Consider the following 20374-nt stretch of genomic DNA (forward strand, 5'->3'; position numbering starts at 1 on the left):
TCCCGATAAAATTCAAAAGAAGAATGTTTTAAATAAAAAAACGCTTTAAAGCGACAAACCTAAATAAAGATGACTTTAAAAAAAATGAAAATTAGTTTAGCTCAGGAAATTAAGGAAAAATCAAACTATAAAGCTGGCTTTGTTATTTTGTTTCTGTTTTTATTTGTGTTGTCGGGAACAATTTCTGCACAAAGTTTCACTGCTGCAACAGCTTCAACAAATCAGCCTGAAGCCGGAAAGGCATTTGACGCAAATAAGAAAACAGGATGGGAACTAAGTAACGAGGACCTGACAAAAGACCAGTACATTATGTTTGTGCTGGCATCGCCCGGCGATGTAAAAGAGGTGCATTTGCAGGCAGATGGTTTTAGCGCTGAGAATCTGAAAAAAATGATGGATTTGTATATCACTTACGATCCAATGAATCTTGGTGAACCTCTCGATTTTGATATTAAAGGCAAGGGGAATTTTGTGTTGTCTTTTGCCCCAAAATACGGAGCACATTTGCGTTTGCAATTCAAGCGGGGCATTGCAACTTCCACCGTATCTCTAAATGAAGTGGGAGTATCTTATGCTGAGGCTGAAACAAAGGCGGTTGAAGGAGATCGTCCCTGGATGGATGCTGATTTGCCGGTTAAAGCACGTGTTGATCTGCTACTGGCCGCTATGACACCGGCTGACAAAATGGAACTTTTAAGAGAAGGGTGGGGTATTCCCGGAATTCCTCATTTGGGGATCCCTTTTTTAAATAAAGTGGAAGCTATTCATGGCTATTCATACGGAAGCGGTGCAACTATTTTTCCACAGGCAATTGGTTTGGGAGCGAGCTGGGACAAAAAACTGGCAGAAGAAGTTGCCGGCGTAATCGGAGACGAGACAAAAGCCGCACATACCTTACAGGCCTGGTCGCCGGTTTTAGATGTTGCACAGGATGCCCGATGGGGACGCTGCGAAGAAACATATGGCGAGGATCCGGTTCTGGTTTCACAGATTGGAGGCGCGTGGATCAAAGGATATCAATCAAAAGGATTACTGGTTACCCCCAAACATTTTGCGGCTCATGGTGCCCCGCTCGGAGGTCGTGACTCGCATGATATTGGTCTTTCAGAACGAGAAATGAGGGAAATTCACCTGGTACCTTTTCGTCATGTTTTCAGAACATACAATTGCCAGTCGGTAATGGAGTCTTATTCCGATTACCTGGGAGTTCCGGTTGCCAAAAGCAAGGAATTACTGCACAGGATTTTACGTGAAGAATGGGGCTTTGAAGGTTATATTGTTAGTGACTGCGGAGCCATTGGTAATATGACCAGCCGCAAGCATTATGTTGCGAAAGATGAAGTGGAGGCGGCAAATCTTGCATTGGCTGCAGGTATTGCAACTAACTGCGGCGATATTTACAATAACAAATCAGTGATTGAAGCGGCCCAAAACGGAGAATTGGATATGGAGGCTCTTGATGCAGTTTGTAGCAGCATGCTGGAGACAATTTTCAGAAACGGGCTTTTTGAGGATAATCCTTCAAAGCCTTTAGACTGGAATACAATTTACCCGGGCTGGAACAGTCCTGAGCACAAGGAAATGGCTCATCTGGCAGCTTTGAAATCAATTGTTTTGTTGGAAAACAAAAACGAAATTCTCCCGTTTTCAAACGATTTAAAGTCGATTGCAGTAATAGGCCCCGGAGCAGATGATCTTCAACCCGGAGATTACACCGCCAAACTACAGGAGGGACAATTGAAATCAGTATTAACAGGCCTGAAGCAAAGAGCCGGAGATAACATAGAAATCAATTTTGCCAAGGGATGTGAATTTATTTCAGATAAGGAAGAAGATTTTAATGAAGCTTTGGAAGCTGCCAAAAGTTCGGATATTGCCGTTCTTGTTTTGGGTGATTGCTCAACAAGTGAATCGACACAGGGCATAAAAAAGACATCGGGAGAAGCAAATGACTATGCAAGTCTGATTTTGCCTGGAAACCAGCAAAAGCTGCTTGAAGCTGTTTGTGAAACAGGAAAACCGGTTATTCTGGTTCTTCAGGTTGGCCGCCCTTATAACCTCTCTTATGCAAAAGAACATTGTGCCGCAATTTTAGTAAACTGGCTACCCGGACAAGAAGGTGGCCCTGCAACAGCCGATGTTTTGTTTGGCGATTATAATCCTGCCGGCCGTTTGCCAATGACTTTCCCGAGAGATGTGGCGCAGTTGCCCTTGTACTACAATTTCAAAACTTCCGGGCGTGGTTACAATTATGTTGACATGCCATTTTATCCTTTATATTCTTTTGGCTATGGCTTGAGCTACACAAACTTTAATTATTCGAACCTGAAAGTAAACGAAAATGCTGATGGCACAGTTGACATCGCAGCTACGGTTACAAATGTAGGTGAACGCGATGGGGAAGAAGTGGTTCAGTTGTATGTAACCGATATGTATGCCAGTGTGAAAACGCGTGTGATGGAGTTAAAAGACTTTGACCGTATTCAGCTGGCGGCAGGAGAATCCCGTGAAATACAATTTAAATTGACACCCTACCAGTTGTCGTTGTTAGATGAGAACATGGACAGGGTAGTTGAAAGCGGACAGTTCAAAATTCTGCTTGGAGGGAAAAGTCCTGAATATGTTGCTGCCGACCGGATTAAGGATAGTGTAGGTTTTGAAACTTCAGCAGATGGCGTTTCAACAATGCTAAACTACACCCATTCTTTTAAAGCAGACTTTGATTTGAGTTTTGCCCAGATCGATCAGGCTACAGTGGAAGGTAAAACACTGGTAAATATCAATGTGAAAAATGATGGAACCATTACAGATGTCGGCAAAGTGAAAATATTTGTAGACGGAGTTCAACAGGAAGAAATTCATCATTATGAGTTGACTCCTGGTGAAGAAAAAATAATTCAATTTAAATTAGAAGGGCGTAATATGAAAAATTTGGTGGCTGTTGCCAAATACAAAAGCATCGCGCAAACTTTGTAATTAAAAACTAATCAAATACAAGAATGAAAAATAATCTGATTATCATTTCACTTTTGCTCGTAAGCTGGGCAGTTGGGGCTCAAAACGTAAATTCGCCTGCCAGTCAGCGTGAAGGCAGAATCACAGCAAGATGGGCTGACCGGGCAGAAGTTAAAAACGGTGCATCAAAGCCCGACGGTCAATATGTTTTATGGTATCAGCAACCTGCTAAAATATGGGAGGAAGCTATGCCGCTTGGTAACGGAACACTGGGAGCAATGGTTTTTGGTGGTGTTGCCGACGAGCGAATTCAGTTAAACGAAAGTTCGTTGTGGGACGGTTATCCGCTGGATCCAAACGATCCTTCATCAACTGAGTATCTTCCTGAAGTACAACGCTTGCTTTTTGAAGGTAAGAATAACGAAGCTGTGAAATTGGCAGAGCAACACATGATGGGACGTCCCCGCGGAGTGAAGCCTTTTCAGTCGTTGGGCGAGCTTTGGTTTGACACGCCAATTCTGAACGTTTCGAATTATGTCAGGAGTCTGGATTTGGCAACTGCGGTAACAACCACCAGTTTTTCTGCTGACGGAGCAGATTATAGCAGAGAAGTTTTTATTTCGCCGGTTGACAAAGTGATGGTTGTTCATTTTACAACAAAGGGCAAAGACGGAATTAGTTTCAATCTTACTTTAACGCGACAAAAAGATGCGGTTTGCGAACCCGTTTCAGGAGATTCAAATTCAATAGTAATGAAAGGTCAAATCGATACTAAAGATGAGACCGGCAAACAGCGAGGCCTGAGTTTTGCTGCCCAGGTAAAAGCCATTACAAAGGGCGGAAAAGTAGAGCTTGAAAATGATGTGTTGAAAGTATCGGGTGCAAAAGAAATAACATTGCTGGTAAGCGGTGCCACAAACTATCCGGGTTTGGATAAAATGTTGGAAGGTGCCGATCCTTCGATTGACCCGGCTGCTATCTGTGCCGAAACAATTGCAAAAGCTGAATCGAAAAGCTACAAAAAATTAAAAGCAGACCATATTGCAGAACACCAGCGTTTATTTAACCGTGTTGGTTTGACTTTAGGTAAAACAGAAGCTTCAACATTGGCACTTCCAACGGACAAGCGCTTGGAATTGGCCAGAGAAAAAGGAACTCCCGACAACGGTTTGGTAGAAACTTTCTTTCAGTTTGGACGTTATTTGCTTATTTCAAGTTCGCGTCCGGGAACGATGCCTGCAAACCTGCAGGGAATCTGGGCATGGCAAATGAACCCGCCGTGGAATGCCGACTACCACACTAACATCAATTTTCAGATGAACTACTGGCCGGCAGAAATCACCAACCTTTCAGAATTGCACATGCCAATGTTCGATTTAATGGATGCATTGGTAGAACCGGGTGCCAAATCCGCAAGAGTGCTTTACGGAGCTGATGGCTGGGTGGTGCACCACCTTACCGATGCTTGGGGATTTACAGCGCCTGCTGATGGGCCGCAGGGAATTTGGCCAATGGGAGCTGCGTGGCTTGCCCAACACCCCTGGGAACATTACGCGTTCACAGGCGATGAAGCATTCCTGAAAGAGAGGGCTTATCCTTTAATGAAAGGTGCTGCTGAGTTTATTTTTGATTTTCTGATAGAAGCGCCGGAAGGCACAGCTTGTCCGGGAAAACTGGTAACCAACCCTTCGTATTCACCCGAAAATGCTTTCTTTTTACCTGACGGAAGTACAACGGTTTTTACCTACGGTGCCACAATGGACCTGGAAATCATCCATGATTTGCTGACACACTGTATTAAAGCCTGTGATATTTTGGGTGTAGATGCCGCTTTCAAGCAAGAGCGTGAAGAAACGCTGGCGAATTTGGCCCCAATCCGAATAAGCGAGAAAACCGGTAGAATTATGGAGTGGGCAGAAGACTATAAAGAAGTAGAACCACATCACCGTCATACTTCACATTTATTTGGCCTGCACCCCGGAAACCAGATCACAACTTTGGGAACGCCGGAACTGGCTGAAGCAGCGCGTAAAACGTTGATAGCCCGTGGCGACGATGGAACAGGCTGGGGATTGGCCTGGAAAATAAATATGTGGAACCGCCTGCAGGATAGCGATCATGCCTATAAACTGCTTTCTGTATTGCTGGCATCGAAAACATTGCCAAACCTGTTCGACAATCACCCACCTTTCCAGATTGACGGAAACTTTGGTGCAACAGCAGCTATTGCTGAAATGTTGTTACAAAGCCAGTCGCAAAATGAAGACGGCAGTTATAATCTTCAATTGTTGCCATCATTGCCAACGCCGTTAAAAGACGGATCGGTAAAAGGACTAAAAGCAAGAGGGGGATTTGTTGTTGATCTGAATTGGAAAGACGGCAAAGTAACCCACGTTAGTATTCTTTCTGAAAATGGCAATCCTCTGCATGTTTCCGATGGAACAAATAAGTATGATGCTGAAACAGCTCAAAACGAAATAATAAAACTGGATGAATCACTTAACAAAAAATAAAATGAAACAATTAGTAAAAATAGCGCTGTTTGTGTTAGCAATAGCGTTTTTAGCTTCCTGTACAACAAGTACAGCAGAATCCGGTTCTGTGGCAAAAGAACCGGTCGAATATGTCAATCCGTATATGGGAAACATCAGCCATTTGCTGGTGCCAACTTTTCCAACAATTCATTTACCAAACAGCTTATTGCGTGTATATCCCGAGCGTCGTGATTATACTGAAATTGAATTGAATGGTTTACCTTTGATTGTAACCAGCCACCGCGGAAGTTCTGCTTTTAATTTAAGTCCTTTTCAGGGCGAAGAGCGCGAGTTGAGGCCGGTCATCCAATTTCGTTATGACCAGGAAGAACTGACTCCTTATTCCTATTCAGTTTACCTCGATGAACAAAATATCCAGGTTGATTATGGTCTATCGCATCAATCGGCAGTCTACGAAATTCAGTTTGAGAAAGATGCTCCCGCCTATTTAATTCTGAATTCCAAAAACGGAGGGATGAACTGGGATGGGAAAGCCATAAGCGGTTACCAGTTGATAGAAAATAATACGAAAGTTTATTTGTATATGGTGCCGGCAGAGTTGCCACAGCAGGTTTCCAGCTTAAACCGATCGGGACTTTCAGAAGCAACCAGTGCCGAAGGACGAAATGCCAGTCTGGTACTAAAATATCCGGCGGGAACAAAAACACTTGCCTTACATTATGGAATTTCCTTTATCGACGAGCAGCAGGCCAAAGCCAACATGGAGCGTGAAGTAGCAGGGAAAACTGTTGCAGCACTTCAGGAAGCCGGGCGTGCAGCCTGGAACGACGCTTTAGGGAAAATAGCGGTAAAAGGCGGAACCAACGATGAACAAACGGTTTTTTACACCTCGCTTTACCGTTGTTACGAACGTCCGGTTTGTATATCTGAAGGTGGCCGTTATTACAGTGCTTTCGACGGAACAGTGCACGAAGACAACGGCCGTCCGTTTTATACCGACGACTGGATCTGGGATTCTTACCGTGCACACCATCCGTTAAGAGTTTTGATCGATTCGAAAAAAGAAGAAGATATCCTGAATTCATTTGTATTGATGTCGGAACAAATGGATAATTTCTGGTGGCCAACTTTCCCTGAAATCACAGGCGACAGCCGCCGTATGAACTCGAACCACGGTGTGGCATCGGTAATTGATGCTTACCGCAAAGGCCTGCGTAACTTCGATCTTGAAAAAGCATACGAAGCCTGTAAAGGTGCGATTACCGAAAAAACTTTGGCACCCTGGTCGGGAATGCCAGCCGGTAAAATGGACCAGTTTTATAAAGACCATGGTTACATTCCTGCCTTGTACGAAGGCGAAAAAGAAACCATTCCGGAAGTACATTCTTTCGAACGTCGTCAGCCGGTAGCTGTAACTTTAGGTACATCGTACGACGAGTGGTGTTTGTCGCAAATTGCTGAGGAGCTTGGAAAAGACGAAGATGCCGAATACTTTAAAAAAGCATCTTTCAACTACCGTAACATTTTCAACGAAGAAACTAAATTCTTTCATCCAAAAGATAAGGACGGGAAATTCATTGAACCATTTGATTATAAATTTTCAGGAGGCATGGGGGCCCGTGGTTACTATGGCGAGAACAATGCCTGGGTTTACCGTTGGGATGTTCAGCACAATATTCCCGATCTGATTAATTTGATGGGAGGAAATGAGGAGTTTGTGAAAAATCTGGATGCGATGTTCACCGAACCTTTGGGACGTGGAAAGTATGCATTTTATGCTCAGTTGCCTGATCACACTGGTAATGTAGGGCAGTTTTCAATGGCCAACGAACCTTCGTTGCATATTCCGTATTTATATAATATGGCTGGTCAGCCATGGAAAACACAGAAGCGCCTACGTAAATTGTTGCACGAATGGTTCCGTAACGATTTGATGGGCGTTCCCGGCGATGAAGACGGAGGTGGCATGTCGGCTTTCGTTGTATTTTCTTCCATGGGCTTTTACCCTGTAACACCGGGTGAACCCGTTTACACCATTGGAAGCCCGATGTTTGAACACGTTTCCATTACTCTTGAAAACGGAAAGACATTTGAAGTTGAAGCAACAAATGCTTCAGATGTAAATAAATACATACAGTCGGCAAGCTTGAACGGCGAAGCACTGGATACGCCATGGATTTCGCACGAAGATATTCAGAACGGAGGTAAACTGGTTTTCGAAATGGGCCCAAAGGCAAACAAAATGTGGGGGCTTGAATAGATTCGTTTTTCTATAGATTTGAGTTTTAATGTTAAGCCTGTGAGTTGTTTAATTCGCAGGCTTTTTTTATTTACATCAATTAACAACGGAATTATTGAGTTAAATCTACTATCCTTGAAATGTAGCACTTCCAAAACTTTCATGATAAGATCTTCGGACAACTGGTATAGTAAAAACATGAAAATCTCGCTAATGCTGATTCCGGATAAGTACTGCTTCGTAAAAGAGCATTGGTAGAAACGGTAAACGATGAATTGAAAAATATTTGCTCAATTGAGCATTCCCGCCACAGATCTTTCGAAAACTTCATCACAAACCTGATTTCAGGATTAATTGCCAATAGCTTTTTCCCTAAAAAGCCTGCAATAAAATATGAGGTGATCAAAACCGATCAAATTGCTCTATTTTAAAATCGAATTCAGGTTAATCGAAAGTCAATTAAATAGTAATGTATTTGTTTGTGAAATTTCGTTCCCCAAAATTGACGAAAAATCATCTTATTCCGGTCTTGGGTGGTCACTTTGGCCGTTTTTCTCATTCCGGCCTTCCCTTTACGATTAATTACAGGAGTCGCTTTTTCAATGATAAATTGCCGTGTTTGTTCTGCTTTATTGATAACGCAGTAAGAATAGATTAAGCGGTCTAAAATAAAAAGATGTTGAGGTGTTAAATTGGTGGGGTTTAACTAAAAATTAACAGACCAATAAGAGGTAAAATCTAAAACGGGAGAAAACAGTTGCCTTTTTGATAGGGGCATACTTTAAAAACTAATGGCAAGAAATACAGGAAAATAGACTGTGAATAATGTTTCAAGTTGCAACATTATTTATAGAGCTGCCCCAAAATTTAAAAATATCGGCACATTAGTTTTAGTCCGTCTTTTTCTTGCACATTAGTTTTGCTCAGCAACCAATAAAACAACAGAAGCTTTGATGAGAAACTTATTACTTACAATTAGCATTTTTATATGCAGTGGCTTGCAGGCCCAAAATATTTCTACTTACACTCAACGCTTAAACGAAAACTGGCAGTTTGTGCGCGAAGATTTAGGCGGTATATGGGAAGCAGTGAGGCCTGTAAAAGAAGGCCAGCCTGAGGCACTTCCGCTCTGGGAAGATATAGAATTACCACATTGTTTTAATGCCAGCGATGCTGTTGATCCGGACGTAAATTACTATGAAGGACCAGGTTGGTATCGGACAAAACTTCATATCGAAAATCCTTACGAAAATGGCAGGACACTGCTTTTATTTGAAGGGGGCGGACAAAAAACTGACGTTTATATCGGGACAGAAAAAGCAGGATCACACGTTGGCGGATACGACGAGTGGACCGTTGATATAACCGAACAACTCGGTAGTTTTCCAAGTGATTTTAATAATGTACCCCTAAGTATTCGCTGCGATAATTCACGTGATTTAGAAATGATCCCTTCTGATCTTTCTGATTTTAATGTTTATGGTGGTTTGTATCGCTATGTGAATCTTATTTATGTACCCGAAACTTATATCTCACAGGTGCATATTCAAGCTGTTATTGGTGATGATGAAAAAACAGGCCAAATAAAAATCGATGGCTTGTTAGCCGGAGACCGTTCAAATAAAACGCAGCTAAAGCTTCAGCTATTTAATCAGCAAAATGAGTTGGTTGAAGAAGAACTGATCAATACTGCAAACGAAACGTTCGAAAGAGAGCTGACCATTAAAAATCCGAAAGTTTGGTCTACAGACGACCCTTATTTATACAATATATCTATCGAGCTAACGGTAAACGGACAGCGTCAGAAATATACTGATCGTTTTGCTTTTCGTTCGTTTCGTTTTGAAGAAAAAGGACCATTCTATTTAAATGGCGAACGCTTGTTATTACGCGGAACGCATAGGCACGAAGATCATGCGGGAGTTGCTGCGGCAATGACTGAGGATATGATTCGCAAAGAAATGCAGATGATTAAAGATATGGGAGCCAACTTTATTCGGTTAGGACATTATCAGCAATCGCGCATTGTTCTTAATCTTTGCGACAGTTTAGGAATTCTTGTATGGGAAGAAATTCCTTGGTGCAGAGGAGGTTTGGGTGGCGCAATTTACCAGGAGCAAGCCAAAAGAATGCTGACCAATATGATTACCCAGCATTTTAATCATCCATCGGTAATAATGTGGGGGCTTGGTAACGAAAACGACTGGCCCGGAGATTATCCTGAATTCGATAAAAATGCCATTCGTGCTTTTATGTCGGAGTTAAACGATCTGGCACATCGTTTAGATAGTAGCCGAAAAACCAGCATCAGGCGTTGCGATTTTTGCAAAGATATTGTTGATGTTTACTCACCTTCGATTTGGGCCGGTTGGTACCGGGGAAAATACACCGAGTATAAAGATGTTTCGCTGGAGGAAATGAAAAGAGTGGACCGCTTTTTTCATGCTGAATGGGGAGCAAGCAGTCACGCAGGACGACACAGTGAGGATCCGGACATGGGGCTTGAGCATGTTAGAACGGGAGGTGGAGCAGACGAACGCTCGGGCGATGCAGCATTGGTAGGTGGACAGGCTCGTGTTTCGCGCGATGGCGACTGGACTGAAACCTACGCTTGTAATTTATTCGACTGGACTTTAAAAGAACAGGAAACGATGCCGTGGTTAACAGGTGCTGCTTTTTGGGCTTTTAAAGATTTTTCAACTCCAATTCGCCCCGAAAATCCAGTTCCTTATGTCAATCAGAAAGGAGTGGTAACACGCGACCTAACTCCAAAAGAAAGTTATTACGTTTTTCAATCTTACTGGAGCAAAAAGCCAATGGTCCACATTTATGGCCATACATGGCCTGTGCGCTGGGGTAAAGCCGGAGAATCGCGACTGGTAAAAGTATACTCTAATTGCGAAGAGGTGGAGTTGTTTCTAAACGGCAAAAGTCAGGGGATAAAAAAGCGTGATGCACAGAATTTCCCTGCAGCCGGGCTGTATTGGAACGTAGAATTCGAATCAGGAAAAAATCACCTTAAGGCAGTTGCCATTTCAACGAAAGAAAAATACGAGGATGAGTTTGAACTCGACTATCAAACCCAAACATGGTTGCCGGCTACACAACTGAAAATTGAAGAAATAGAAATCGATAAGCAGTATAGCTGGATAAAAGTTTCGGCTCTAGACCAAAACAAGGTGTTATGCCTTGATGCGCGAAACAAAGTGAGTTTTTCGGTTGCCGGCGATGTACAGCTAATCGACAATTTAGGAACTCCCAATGGTTCGCGGGTGGTTCAGCTTGCCAATGGAGTGGCAAAAATAAAAATCGAAAAAGAAGGAGAAAGATATAGTGTTGCAGTTCAGTCGCAGGGCTTAAAAACCGCACTACTGACTCAATAAATTTAAAACGAATAAAATTAATAATGAACAGTAGAGTACTATTCGCATTTTGTCTGGGGGCAATTATTTTAAGTAGTTGTTTAACGAAATCAACAAAGGAAAAGGCATACCAACCAGACTTATGGAGCGAACTTCAAGATCAGGAGTACATTCTGGTAAATAATGTAGATGAATTCCTGAAACATTCAACAGAAAGAGGAGAGATGGCCCCGCGTTCGCTAACACCGGAAGGCGATTTGGACATGGTGCCGTCGTCGAATTGGTGCAGTGGTTTTTTTGCCGGTTGCATGTGGCTGATGTACGAGCAAAGTAACGATCCTAAATGGAAAGAAAAGGCGGAAGAGTATACCGCTTTATTAGCCGATCAGCAATACAATGGTAATACCCACGATATGGGTTTTAAAATATTCAATAGCTACGGACAAGGCTATCGCTTAACACATAATCCGGAATACAGGGATGTTTTGGTACAGTCGGCCCAAACGCTGATTACACGCTTTAATCCAACAATAGGTTGTATCCGCTCGTGGGATCATAACCAGGATAAATGGCAGTTTCCAGTAATTATTGACAACATGATGAACCTGGAACTTTTGTTTTGGGCAACGCACGAAACCGGAGATTCGGTCTTTTATAATATAGCCGTATCGCACGCATTAACTACGCTTGAAAATCATTTCAGAGACGACTACAGTTGCTACCATGTTGTTGATTACGATTCAGAAACAGGAAAAGCAGTCGCCCATGCTACACACCAGGGTTTTAGTGATGCTTCTGCCTGGTCGCGGGGTCAGGCCTGGGCATTGTATGGGTATACAATGGTTTACCGCGAAACAGAAAATCCCGTTTTTCTGGAGCAAGCCAAACATATTGCGTCGTATATCCTTTCGCATCCGAATTTGCCCGAAGATTTAATTCCTTACTGGGATTTTGATGCTCCGCAAATTCCGAATGAACCACGCGATGTATCAGCCGCGGCAATAATTGCTTCCGCCTTGCTCGAACTGAAAAACTATGTTCCTGAGGAAAAAAATTACTACGAGGAAAAGGCATTACTCATTCTGAGCAACCTTACCGAAAAATACCGATCACCCAAAGGCCGTAATTACGGTTTTTTACTCACTCACTCAACCGGCTCGAAACCGCATGATTCAGAAGTAAACGTGCCGATTGTTTATGCCGATTATTATTACCTGGAATCATTAATTCGAAATGTATACCAATAAAAATTCATCTAATTAAATTTTGAGATTATGAAGAAGATTTTTAGACTTTTCATCTTTATGAATTGCTTAATGATGTTTCTGAGTCCTTCGTTGCAGGCTCAAAACAACAAATTAAGCGGCACAGTTTCCGACTCGGATGGGCTTCCCGTTCCGGGGGTTACTGTTATGATCAAGGGCACTACAAACGGCTCGATTACCGACGTTGACGGAAAGTACACGTTGGATGTCGCAGCAGACGACCAGACCCTTGTTTTTTCGTTTGTCGGTATGACAACAAAAGAAGTACCAGTTGAAGGCAAAACCATTATTGATGTTACCATGGAGCAAGCTGTGATAGGTTTGGAAGAAGTGGTTGCTGTAGGTTATGGCGTTCAGAAAAAGGTTAATCTTACGGGGGCTGTCAGCTCCATCGACGGAGAATCGATTGTACGCAAAGCTTCATCCGATGTATTAACTGCCATGCAGGGAGAGCTTCCAGGGGTAGCTGTTTTAAGAAGCAGCGGACAACCCGGAGCTGAAACTTCCGGCATTCGTATCCGTGGTTTTTCATCGGTAAACTCTACATCGGCGTTAGTATTGATTGATGGTGTTGAAGGAGATCTTACGCTTGTTAATCCTAACGATATTGAATCGATTTCGATTTTGAAAGATGCTGCTGCCGCTGCCATTTATGGTGCCAGGGCTGCTGCAGGTGTAATGTTAATTACCACAAAATCGGGAAGCAAAGACGGCGAAGTAAAAGTAAATTACAACGGTTACTATGGTATTAATGTGCCTGGTATTATGCCCGAGCGTGTTACTGCCTGGGAAGAACAGGATATGATTAATGATTCTCGTATTGCTTCCAAAGGTTCACCGGAATGGAACGAGGAACAGTCGTCGTGGGTAGCCAATTCAAATTTTAATTATCGTCCAAACATCTCGAAAGGACGTTGGGATTATTTTTCGGCCACAAACTGGGTTGACGAAGGAACAAAGGATTATACAACGCAACAAAGTCACTCTGTTTCTATCAGCGGTGGGAATAGGCAGACAAACTATCTGTTATCGGGTGGTTACTATACTAAAAATGGTTTGTTAAAGTATGGCCCGGATGGTTACGACCGTTACAACCTCAGGTTTAAATTAAATTCGGAAATTAATGAATATGTTTCAGTAGATGCACAGATTAATTATACCGGAGCTTTTACTGAAACCAATCCTTATGGCGTTAGATCTATTTTAGAGCGTTTGTATCGCATCAGGGCACGTCAGCCTATCTATGTTCCTGAAGAGGATATTAACGATACTCCGTATAACGGCGATTTACAGGTAAATCCAATTGATCTGATGATGAACGGTGGTATCACCAAAAACCGTTACGAATCGTACATGGGAAAAGGAAGTGTGACCATTCAGAATATTGTAAAAGGGCTGAAATTAAAAGTAAGTGCTTCGCGCCAAAACGGTTATTATAGTTCGCAGCAAAATCGTCGCCATTTGATTTGGTATAACATGACCGGAACCGGTATTCGCTTCCAGGCAAACAATCCGAACTCGTTGAGAAAAACGAAAAATTCAAGTTTTCACGATAATATTGAAACACTTTTAACCTACGAGTTTAGTACTGGCAAGCACAATTTCAATGTGCTGGCAGGTACTACTTACGAAAATTACCGTAAAGACGAAATTTCGGGATTGGCTAAGAATCTGAATTCAAACGATTTCTTTTCTTTTAATTATTACGATGCTTCAGAGCCCACAAATACCGATCTGTCAGATAAAATTGAAACCTGGGCGATGAACTCGTATTTTGGCCGTTTTAACTACAACTACGATAATCGCTATATTTTTGAAGCCAACGTACGTTACGATGGTAGTTCGCGTTTGGCACCGGGAAACCGTTGGGAAATATTCCCTTCGTTTTCGGCAGCCTGGAGGGTAACCGAAGAAGACTGGTTTGACTTTGAACCTATTTCAAATTTAAAACTAAGAGGATCGTGGGGGCAGTTAGGTAACGGAGCTGTTCTTAGCCTTTACGACTATATCGCAACCATTTCAAGCGGTACTCAAATTACTGATGCTTACTATTATCAGAACGAGCTCGCTTCTAAATCAAAAAGCTGGGAAACCATCGAAACGTCTAACATTGGTCTTGATCTTGGTTTCTACAACAACCGCCTGTCATTTACCGGCGATTATTACTGGAAATTCAATAAAAATATGTTGGCGCCGTACCAGTTGCCAAGTTTAATTGGTATTAATGTTCCGTATTCGAATGTTGGTGAATTAAAAACCTGGGGTTGGGAGTTTGAAGTAAAATGGCAAGACCAGATCAATGAGTTATCGTATCAGGTGGCACTCAATGTTTCTGATAGCCAAAACGAATTGGTAAAATACGAAGGAAAAAATATTGTAACACCGGGCACTGTTGGATTAATTGAAGGTTATCCGCTAAACACTATTTGGGGATACAAAACTGATGGTTACTGGACAAGCCGCGATGAATACCTGGCTTATAAAGAGGCTAATCCCGGCTACAAAAGTTTTAACGACTCAAAAGTTGCAGGGGGCGATGTAAAATATGTGGCCCAGGGAGCTCCAGACCACGAAATTAGTGCCGGCGATGGTACACCTGAAAGTCCGGGCGACCTGGTTAACTTAGGTACATCAAACGGCCGTTATTTATTTGGTCTTAACCTGTCGGCTCAGTACAAAGGTTTCGATTTCTCTGCGTTCTTCCAGGGTGTAGGAAAAAGAACCTTCCTGGTAGCAACTTCAACGATTGCTCCTTTATTCCAGACTTCTACCATGCCATGGTCAATTCACCGCGACTACTGGACTGAAGATAACCAGGATGCTTACTGGCCGCGTATGTACGATGCCAGAGGCAACGACTTTAACTACAAACCTTCTGACAAGTGGGTGCAAAACGGCGCCTATATCCGACTGAAAAATATTCAGGTAGGATACACGCTGCCAATTAATAAAAATATTATCGAAAAAGCCCGGGTATATGTTTCCGGAACCGATGTTTGGGAACACTCAAAAGTATTGTCGGTATTCGACCCCGAGGTTGGAAACAATGCCAGTGCAAGTTATTATCCGTTCTTCCGCACCTGGTCGCTGGGTCTTAACGTAACATTTTAAATCTTGAAAATCATGAGAAGAATATATTCATTACTACTAATAATTATGTTGTTCATGGTAAGCTGTGATTTAGACAGGTTACCTGAAACAACATTTTCGGACAGTGCTTTCTGGAAAACAGAAACTGATTTAAGAGGAGCTAATACCCGCTTGTATAATCAATTAGGAGGTTATTCGCACGATACTCGTTCTGATGAATTAGTAAGGGTTTCACAAGACGGCATTTCAAGTGGAAACTGGACAGTACCTTCTACATCCGGTTCGTGGAGCAATCCGTATAAAGCAATTTTTACTGCAAATAACATCATTGGTAAAGCGGTAAACGCCGAATTAAGCGAAGCAATAATTAATCGTTGGCTTGCTGAAGCTTATTTCTTCAGAGCTTATTTTTATTTCGATTTAGTAAAGAAATATGGTGATGTGCCGTTAATTCTAAAAGCGATTGACGATACCAACGATGAACTGCTTTACTCGGCCCGTACTCCACGCGAAGAGGTGATTCAACAATGCTATGATGATCTGGATTTTGCAGCCGACTGGTTACCGGAAATTGATGAGCTTACCGGTGCCGACTGGGGCCGCGTTTCACGTTCGGCAGCTCAGGCGCTTAAAGTAAGAGTTGGTTTGTACGAAGGTACATTCTCTAAATACCACAATCTGGGAAGCAACTATCAAAGTCATCTGCAGGAGGCAGTTAGCGCAGCTGAAGCTATCATTACCGAGGATAAGCATTCTTTATATCCTGATTTTCAGAATCTTTTCCTGTTTGATGGAGAAGGCAGACAAAACAAAGAGAACATTTTTGTTAAAGTATATGGGCCAAACGGCGAAGGTACGGTAACACACAATAACAGTCGCCAAATGGAAAATACAGTTTCGGTTACACGCCAAATGGTTGATATGTTTTTGTACAGCGATGGATTGCCAATGGGCAAAACAACGATGAGAGTATCGCCTGAAACCAGTTTCGATGATGTATTTGAAAACCGCGACCCACGTCTTTCGATGACAGTTTATAAACTAGGTGAAGAAGCTTACAAAGGACCATACGTTCCTTTTGAAAATCAACATGGCTATGGTTACTCGCTAAAAAAAGGCTTCCTGGTTTCGGAATGGGAAACCAACAGCCGTGAAACCATTGATAAAATGTTGATTCGCTATGCCGAAGTATTGATTTCGTATGCTGAAGCACTTTACGAACTAAACGGTTCAATTAGCGATGCCCAGTTAGATTTAACCGTAAATGCATTGCGCGAGCGTGTTGGTTTTGATGCTCGTTTAACCAATGCATTTGTAACAGGCAATAACTTATCGATGCTTGATGAGATTCGGCGTGAACGTGGTATCGAACTGCTTGATGAAGGTTTCCGCTACAACGATATTATTCGCTGGAAAATAGCTGAAGACGTGTTACCAAAAGCAATAATTGGTGCTAAATATGTTGAAAGCGAAACATCAAAAGCAAGAGTCGACATTGACAACCGCTTAACCGATGCAAATGGTATGTTAGACGGAGAGCAGGCATACGACCAGGTTGATATGTATGTTATTGAAAAAGCGGGAGATCGTAATTTCGATCCCCAAAGAGACTATTTATACCCGGTGCCATTAAACGAAATCTCATTATCGGGTGGTGCTGTTATTCAAAATCCTGAATGGGAATAAACTTTAAAAACGATTGATAATGAAAAATATAATATTACTACTTATAGCATTTGTTTCAATTTCAAGCTTATTCGTTAGCTGTGATGAAGATGAATGGAGCAATGGCGATCCGGCCTACGATCATGTCTACTATGTTGGATTTGAGGATTGGGCCGACTATAAAAACTCGGTTAAGTTCAATGTAAATCAAGGTGATACTGTTGGAATACCGGTGCAGTTTTTTAGTGAAAATGCATTAACGGTAGATGTGGTAACTTACTACTATATTGCCGGAGATTTACAGTTAGGTGTTGATTTCGAGGTGGTTGATGCCAGTGGAAGTGCATTGATACCTGATAGTAACGGTGCTTTTTCTTTAATTTGGCCCGAGGCAACAAAAGGAGTTCAGCGGGTATATGTAAAGGCTCTTTCAACGGGGGCAACAGGATCATTCCTGGTGCAAACCTTTGATCCTGCCGATGCAGAAGGTATTTCCTATACTAATACTGTAAATAATGTTACCAACGACTACGAGGTAAGAGCGTTTACTCAAAACTATAAGGTCACGGTTAATATAAAGTAATTTACGTGAGCGATTTTTTAAATAAAGGGAAGTAGTGTGTACTTCCCTTTATTTTTTATGATTGAATACGAATTTGAACTGTAATTATGAAATCAAAATTTTTCTTAATATGTCTGATTCTTGTGTTGGGAAAAAGTTATGGACAGCGCATTATCAGGACTGAAAACAGCGGTTGGACATTCACTTCAAGCCTGAACGCTGAAGAGCGCAAAGTTGTTAACCTGCCACATACCTGGAATGCTGAAGATGCCATTACCAAAGGCGGGGATTATTACCGGGGTGTGGCGACCTACCAAAAAAATATTTTTGTAGGAGAGGAGTGGAAAGACAAACGTTTGTATTTAAAGTTTGAAGGGGTTAACCAGGTTGCCAGTCTTTTTCTGAATGACAAATTGGTGGGCAAACATATCGGAGGTTACACCGGCTTTGTTTTTGATATTTCCGATTTTGTAACAATTGGCAGTAATAACCATATTCGTTTAGAGTGTGACAACAGTTATAATGCCGATGTGCCGCCACTTTCTGCTGATTTCACTTTTTACGGTGGTGCTTATCGCGATGTATACCTCGTTGTAACTAATCCTGTACATTTTTCATTGGAAGATGGGGCAGGTCTTTTAATTCGTACACCAGAGCTTAGTGAAAATAATGCAAAAGTACATCTGACAAGCAATGTGAAGAATTATCTTCCGAAACAGGCGAATGTAATGGCAGATTTGACAATATTCTCTCCTGATAATAAGATCGCTTATTCAGGAAGTAAAAGCCTTAACCTGGCCGGAACAGATGTAAACAAGGTTGATTTCGAGTTTAACGTGGACAATCCTGACCTGTGGAGCCCCGAGTCGCCAAATTTATACCGTGCCGAACTTAAATTAATTGATATGGGGACACAGGACACACTGGATGCTGTGTCTGAAGATTTTGGTTGCCGATGGTTTTCTGTCGACCCGGAAAAAGGATTTTTTCTCAATGGTAAGGCTTACCGCTTAATGGGAGTAAGCAGGCATCAGGATTATGCAGGTTTGGGAAATGCTTTACCCAATAAAATTCATGAAACGGATTTGAAAATGATAAAGGATATGGGGAGCAATTTTATTCGCCTGGCGCATTATCCGCAAGATCCGGCTGTTTATGAATGGTGCGATAAGCTCGGAATAATTGTTTGGAGCGAGATCCCAATTGTTAATCAAATTACCGAGAGTCCTTCGTTTTTTGAAAACTGTCTGCAAATGCAAAAGGAGAACGTTTTACAAAATATCAATCATCCATCGGTGATGATGTGGGGATATATGAACGAAGTATTTCTGCGCTTACCTTTTAACAGGCAAACAACGCAACAGGAAAAAGATAAATATGTTGAGGCAGCTGTAGAACTTGCCAGGCAGTTAAACCAGGAAACAAAAGATTTGGATCCATCACGCCTGACTGTTATGGCGTTACACCAGAGCCAATTATACAACACGAGCGGAATTGCCGATATACCTGATATTATTGGATGGAACCTGTATATGGGCTGGTATGGCGGTAAGATGGAACAACTGGGTGAGTTTTTGGATAAAGAACATCGTGAGCATCCGAAACGACCGGTATTAATTTCGGAGTATGGTCCCGGTGCTGATATTCGCATTCAAACAGATAATCCTTATGCCTGGGATTACAGCGAGGCCTACCAGATTGACATGCACGCGAGTTATGTAGATCAGGTTTTTGAAAGACCCTATGTAGTAGGAATGGCTGCCTGGAATTTTGCAGACTTTGGCTCTGCTTCCCGGGTCGACGCAATTCCGGCAATTAACCAGAAGGGCCTTTTAACATTCGATAGAATACCCAAAGACATCTATTACTATTACCAGAGCAGATTGCTTCAGAAACCGTTTGTTTACTTATCCGGCGAGCACCGTCAAACTTATTATTGCAAAGAGGACAGTACGGGGATGGGTACCGTAAACCTTTACTTGTTTTCAAACTGCGAAAACGTACATCTTGTTATTGACGGAAAGGACGAATTTACAACCGTGCCGGAAAATGGCGTTTCACGATTAAAATTGCAATTGGATGAGGGCACACATACAGTTACTGCAAGTGCTGATGGTGAAAGTTTTAGCCGCCAATTGGATGTGAAATTTCGTTCGAACTTACTGAACGGCATCGACATAGAGCCACTGGCCGTGAATGTAGGGTCGCTTTGCGATTTTACCTCCGACATTACCAACGAAACCTGGATTGCAGACCAACCATATACGGCCGGTGGCTGGGGGTATGTCGATGGAGAGGTGTATCAAAAATCTAGAGGCAGGGTACAGGGAACCGATCAGGATATTAAAGGTACAAGCGAAGATCCGCTTTATCAGACGATGCGGGAAGGACTGACAAACTATAGGTTTGATGTAAAGCCCGGCGTATATCGAATAAGCTTATTGATGACTGATCCTAATGGTGCTTCGGGTGAAAGATTAGTGTATGATTTGGGACAAAACCAGAACATGAGCAAATCTTCTCAACGCCGATTTAATATTCTTGTTAATGGTAAACCGGTATCTAATAAGTTAGATCTGGCGGGAACGTATGGATACAATTACGGAGTAAACCTAGATTTTGTAGTTGAAACCCGCGATGGAATAAACATTCAATTTGAATCAATTGAAGGAAAACCGGTTCTGTCTGCAATCAGGATTAAAAAAGAAAGTGGACAATAGGAATAATATTTAACTACAAAC

The 20374-nt window shown here is 42.2% G+C and carries 9 protein-coding genes and 1 pseudogene; all 10 read left to right on the forward strand.

The annotated features are described in order from the left end of the window. The first annotated feature begins 84 nt into the window (after window positions 1–84). The 10 genes and pseudogenes from BMW53_RS04555 (at window position 85) to BMW53_RS04600 (ending at window position 20353) form a co-directional block, all read left to right on the forward strand. A complete protein-coding gene (locus BMW53_RS04555; RefSeq protein ID WP_081804959.1) occupies window positions 85–2976 on the forward strand; it encodes a glycoside hydrolase family 3 C-terminal domain-containing protein in 2892 nt (963 codons plus the stop codon). A gap of 23 nt (window positions 2977–2999) precedes the next feature. Next, a complete protein-coding gene (locus BMW53_RS04560) occupies window positions 3000–5468 on the forward strand; it encodes a glycoside hydrolase family 95 protein (RefSeq protein WP_051567926.1) in 2469 nt (822 codons plus the stop codon). Between the two features lies 1 nt (window position 5469). Continuing rightward, window positions 5470–7710, forward strand: coding sequence for a GH92 family glycosyl hydrolase (locus tag BMW53_RS04565; protein WP_038565036.1), 2241 nt, complete (start codon window positions 5470–5472; stop codon window positions 7708–7710). Between the two features lie 171 nt (window positions 7711–7881). Continuing rightward, window positions 7882–8120: pseudogene (locus BMW53_RS04570) on the forward strand (transposase); the annotation flags it as partial. Window positions 8121–8642: 522 nt separating this feature from the next. After that, on the forward strand, window positions 8643–11072 hold the full coding sequence (locus tag BMW53_RS04575) for a glycoside hydrolase family 2 TIM barrel-domain containing protein (protein ID WP_038560422.1): 2430 nt from the start codon (window positions 8643–8645) through the stop codon (window positions 11070–11072). Between the two features lie 23 nt (window positions 11073–11095). Further along, on the forward strand, window positions 11096–12298 hold the full coding sequence (locus BMW53_RS04580; RefSeq protein WP_038560425.1) for a glycoside hydrolase family 88 protein: 1203 nt from the start codon (window positions 11096–11098) through the stop codon (window positions 12296–12298). 27 nt (window positions 12299–12325) lie between these two features. Next, complete coding sequence (locus BMW53_RS04585; RefSeq protein ID WP_038560429.1) at window positions 12326–15427, forward strand: SusC/RagA family TonB-linked outer membrane protein; 3102 nt, start codon at window positions 12326–12328, stop codon at window positions 15425–15427. A 12-nt stretch (window positions 15428–15439) separates the two neighbouring features. Further along, on the forward strand, window positions 15440–17092 hold the full coding sequence (locus BMW53_RS04590; protein WP_038560432.1) for a RagB/SusD family nutrient uptake outer membrane protein: 1653 nt from the start codon (window positions 15440–15442) through the stop codon (window positions 17090–17092). Between the two features lie 19 nt (window positions 17093–17111). Continuing rightward, window positions 17112–17654 (forward strand): hypothetical protein, encoded by a 543-nt coding sequence (locus BMW53_RS04595; RefSeq protein ID WP_038560435.1) that lies wholly within the window; start codon window positions 17112–17114, stop codon window positions 17652–17654. A gap of 86 nt (window positions 17655–17740) precedes the next feature. After that, complete coding sequence (locus BMW53_RS04600; protein WP_038560438.1) at window positions 17741–20353, forward strand: glycoside hydrolase family 2; 2613 nt, start codon at window positions 17741–17743, stop codon at window positions 20351–20353. Window positions 20354–20374: the final 21 nt, after the last annotated feature.

It is taken from the genome of Draconibacterium orientale, from assembly GCF_900111425.1.
Classification (GTDB): domain Bacteria; phylum Bacteroidota; class Bacteroidia; order Bacteroidales; family Prolixibacteraceae; genus Draconibacterium; species Draconibacterium orientale.

Excerpts from the sequence above, each read along its gene's own strand:
- BMW53_RS04555 (WP_081804959.1), top strand. The coding sequence starts at position 85 with ATGAAAATTAGTTTAGCTCAGGAAATTAAGGAAAAATCAAACTATAAA.
- BMW53_RS04560 (WP_051567926.1), top strand. The coding sequence starts at position 3,000 with ATGAAAAATAATCTGATTATCATTTCACTTTTGCTCGTAAGCTGGGCA.
- BMW53_RS04565 (WP_038565036.1), top strand. The coding sequence starts at position 5,470 with ATGAAACAATTAGTAAAAATAGCGCTGTTTGTGTTAGCAATAGCGTTT.
- BMW53_RS04575 (WP_038560422.1), top strand. The coding sequence starts at position 8,643 with ATGAGAAACTTATTACTTACAATTAGCATTTTTATATGCAGTGGCTTG.
- BMW53_RS04580 (WP_038560425.1), top strand. The coding sequence starts at position 11,096 with ATGAACAGTAGAGTACTATTCGCATTTTGTCTGGGGGCAATTATTTTA.
- BMW53_RS04585 (WP_038560429.1), top strand. The coding sequence starts at position 12,326 with ATGAAGAAGATTTTTAGACTTTTCATCTTTATGAATTGCTTAATGATG.
- BMW53_RS04590 (WP_038560432.1), top strand. The coding sequence starts at position 15,440 with ATGAGAAGAATATATTCATTACTACTAATAATTATGTTGTTCATGGTA.
- BMW53_RS04595 (WP_038560435.1), top strand. The coding sequence starts at position 17,112 with ATGAAAAATATAATATTACTACTTATAGCATTTGTTTCAATTTCAAGC.
- BMW53_RS04600 (WP_038560438.1), top strand. The coding sequence starts at position 17,741 with ATGAAATCAAAATTTTTCTTAATATGTCTGATTCTTGTGTTGGGAAAA.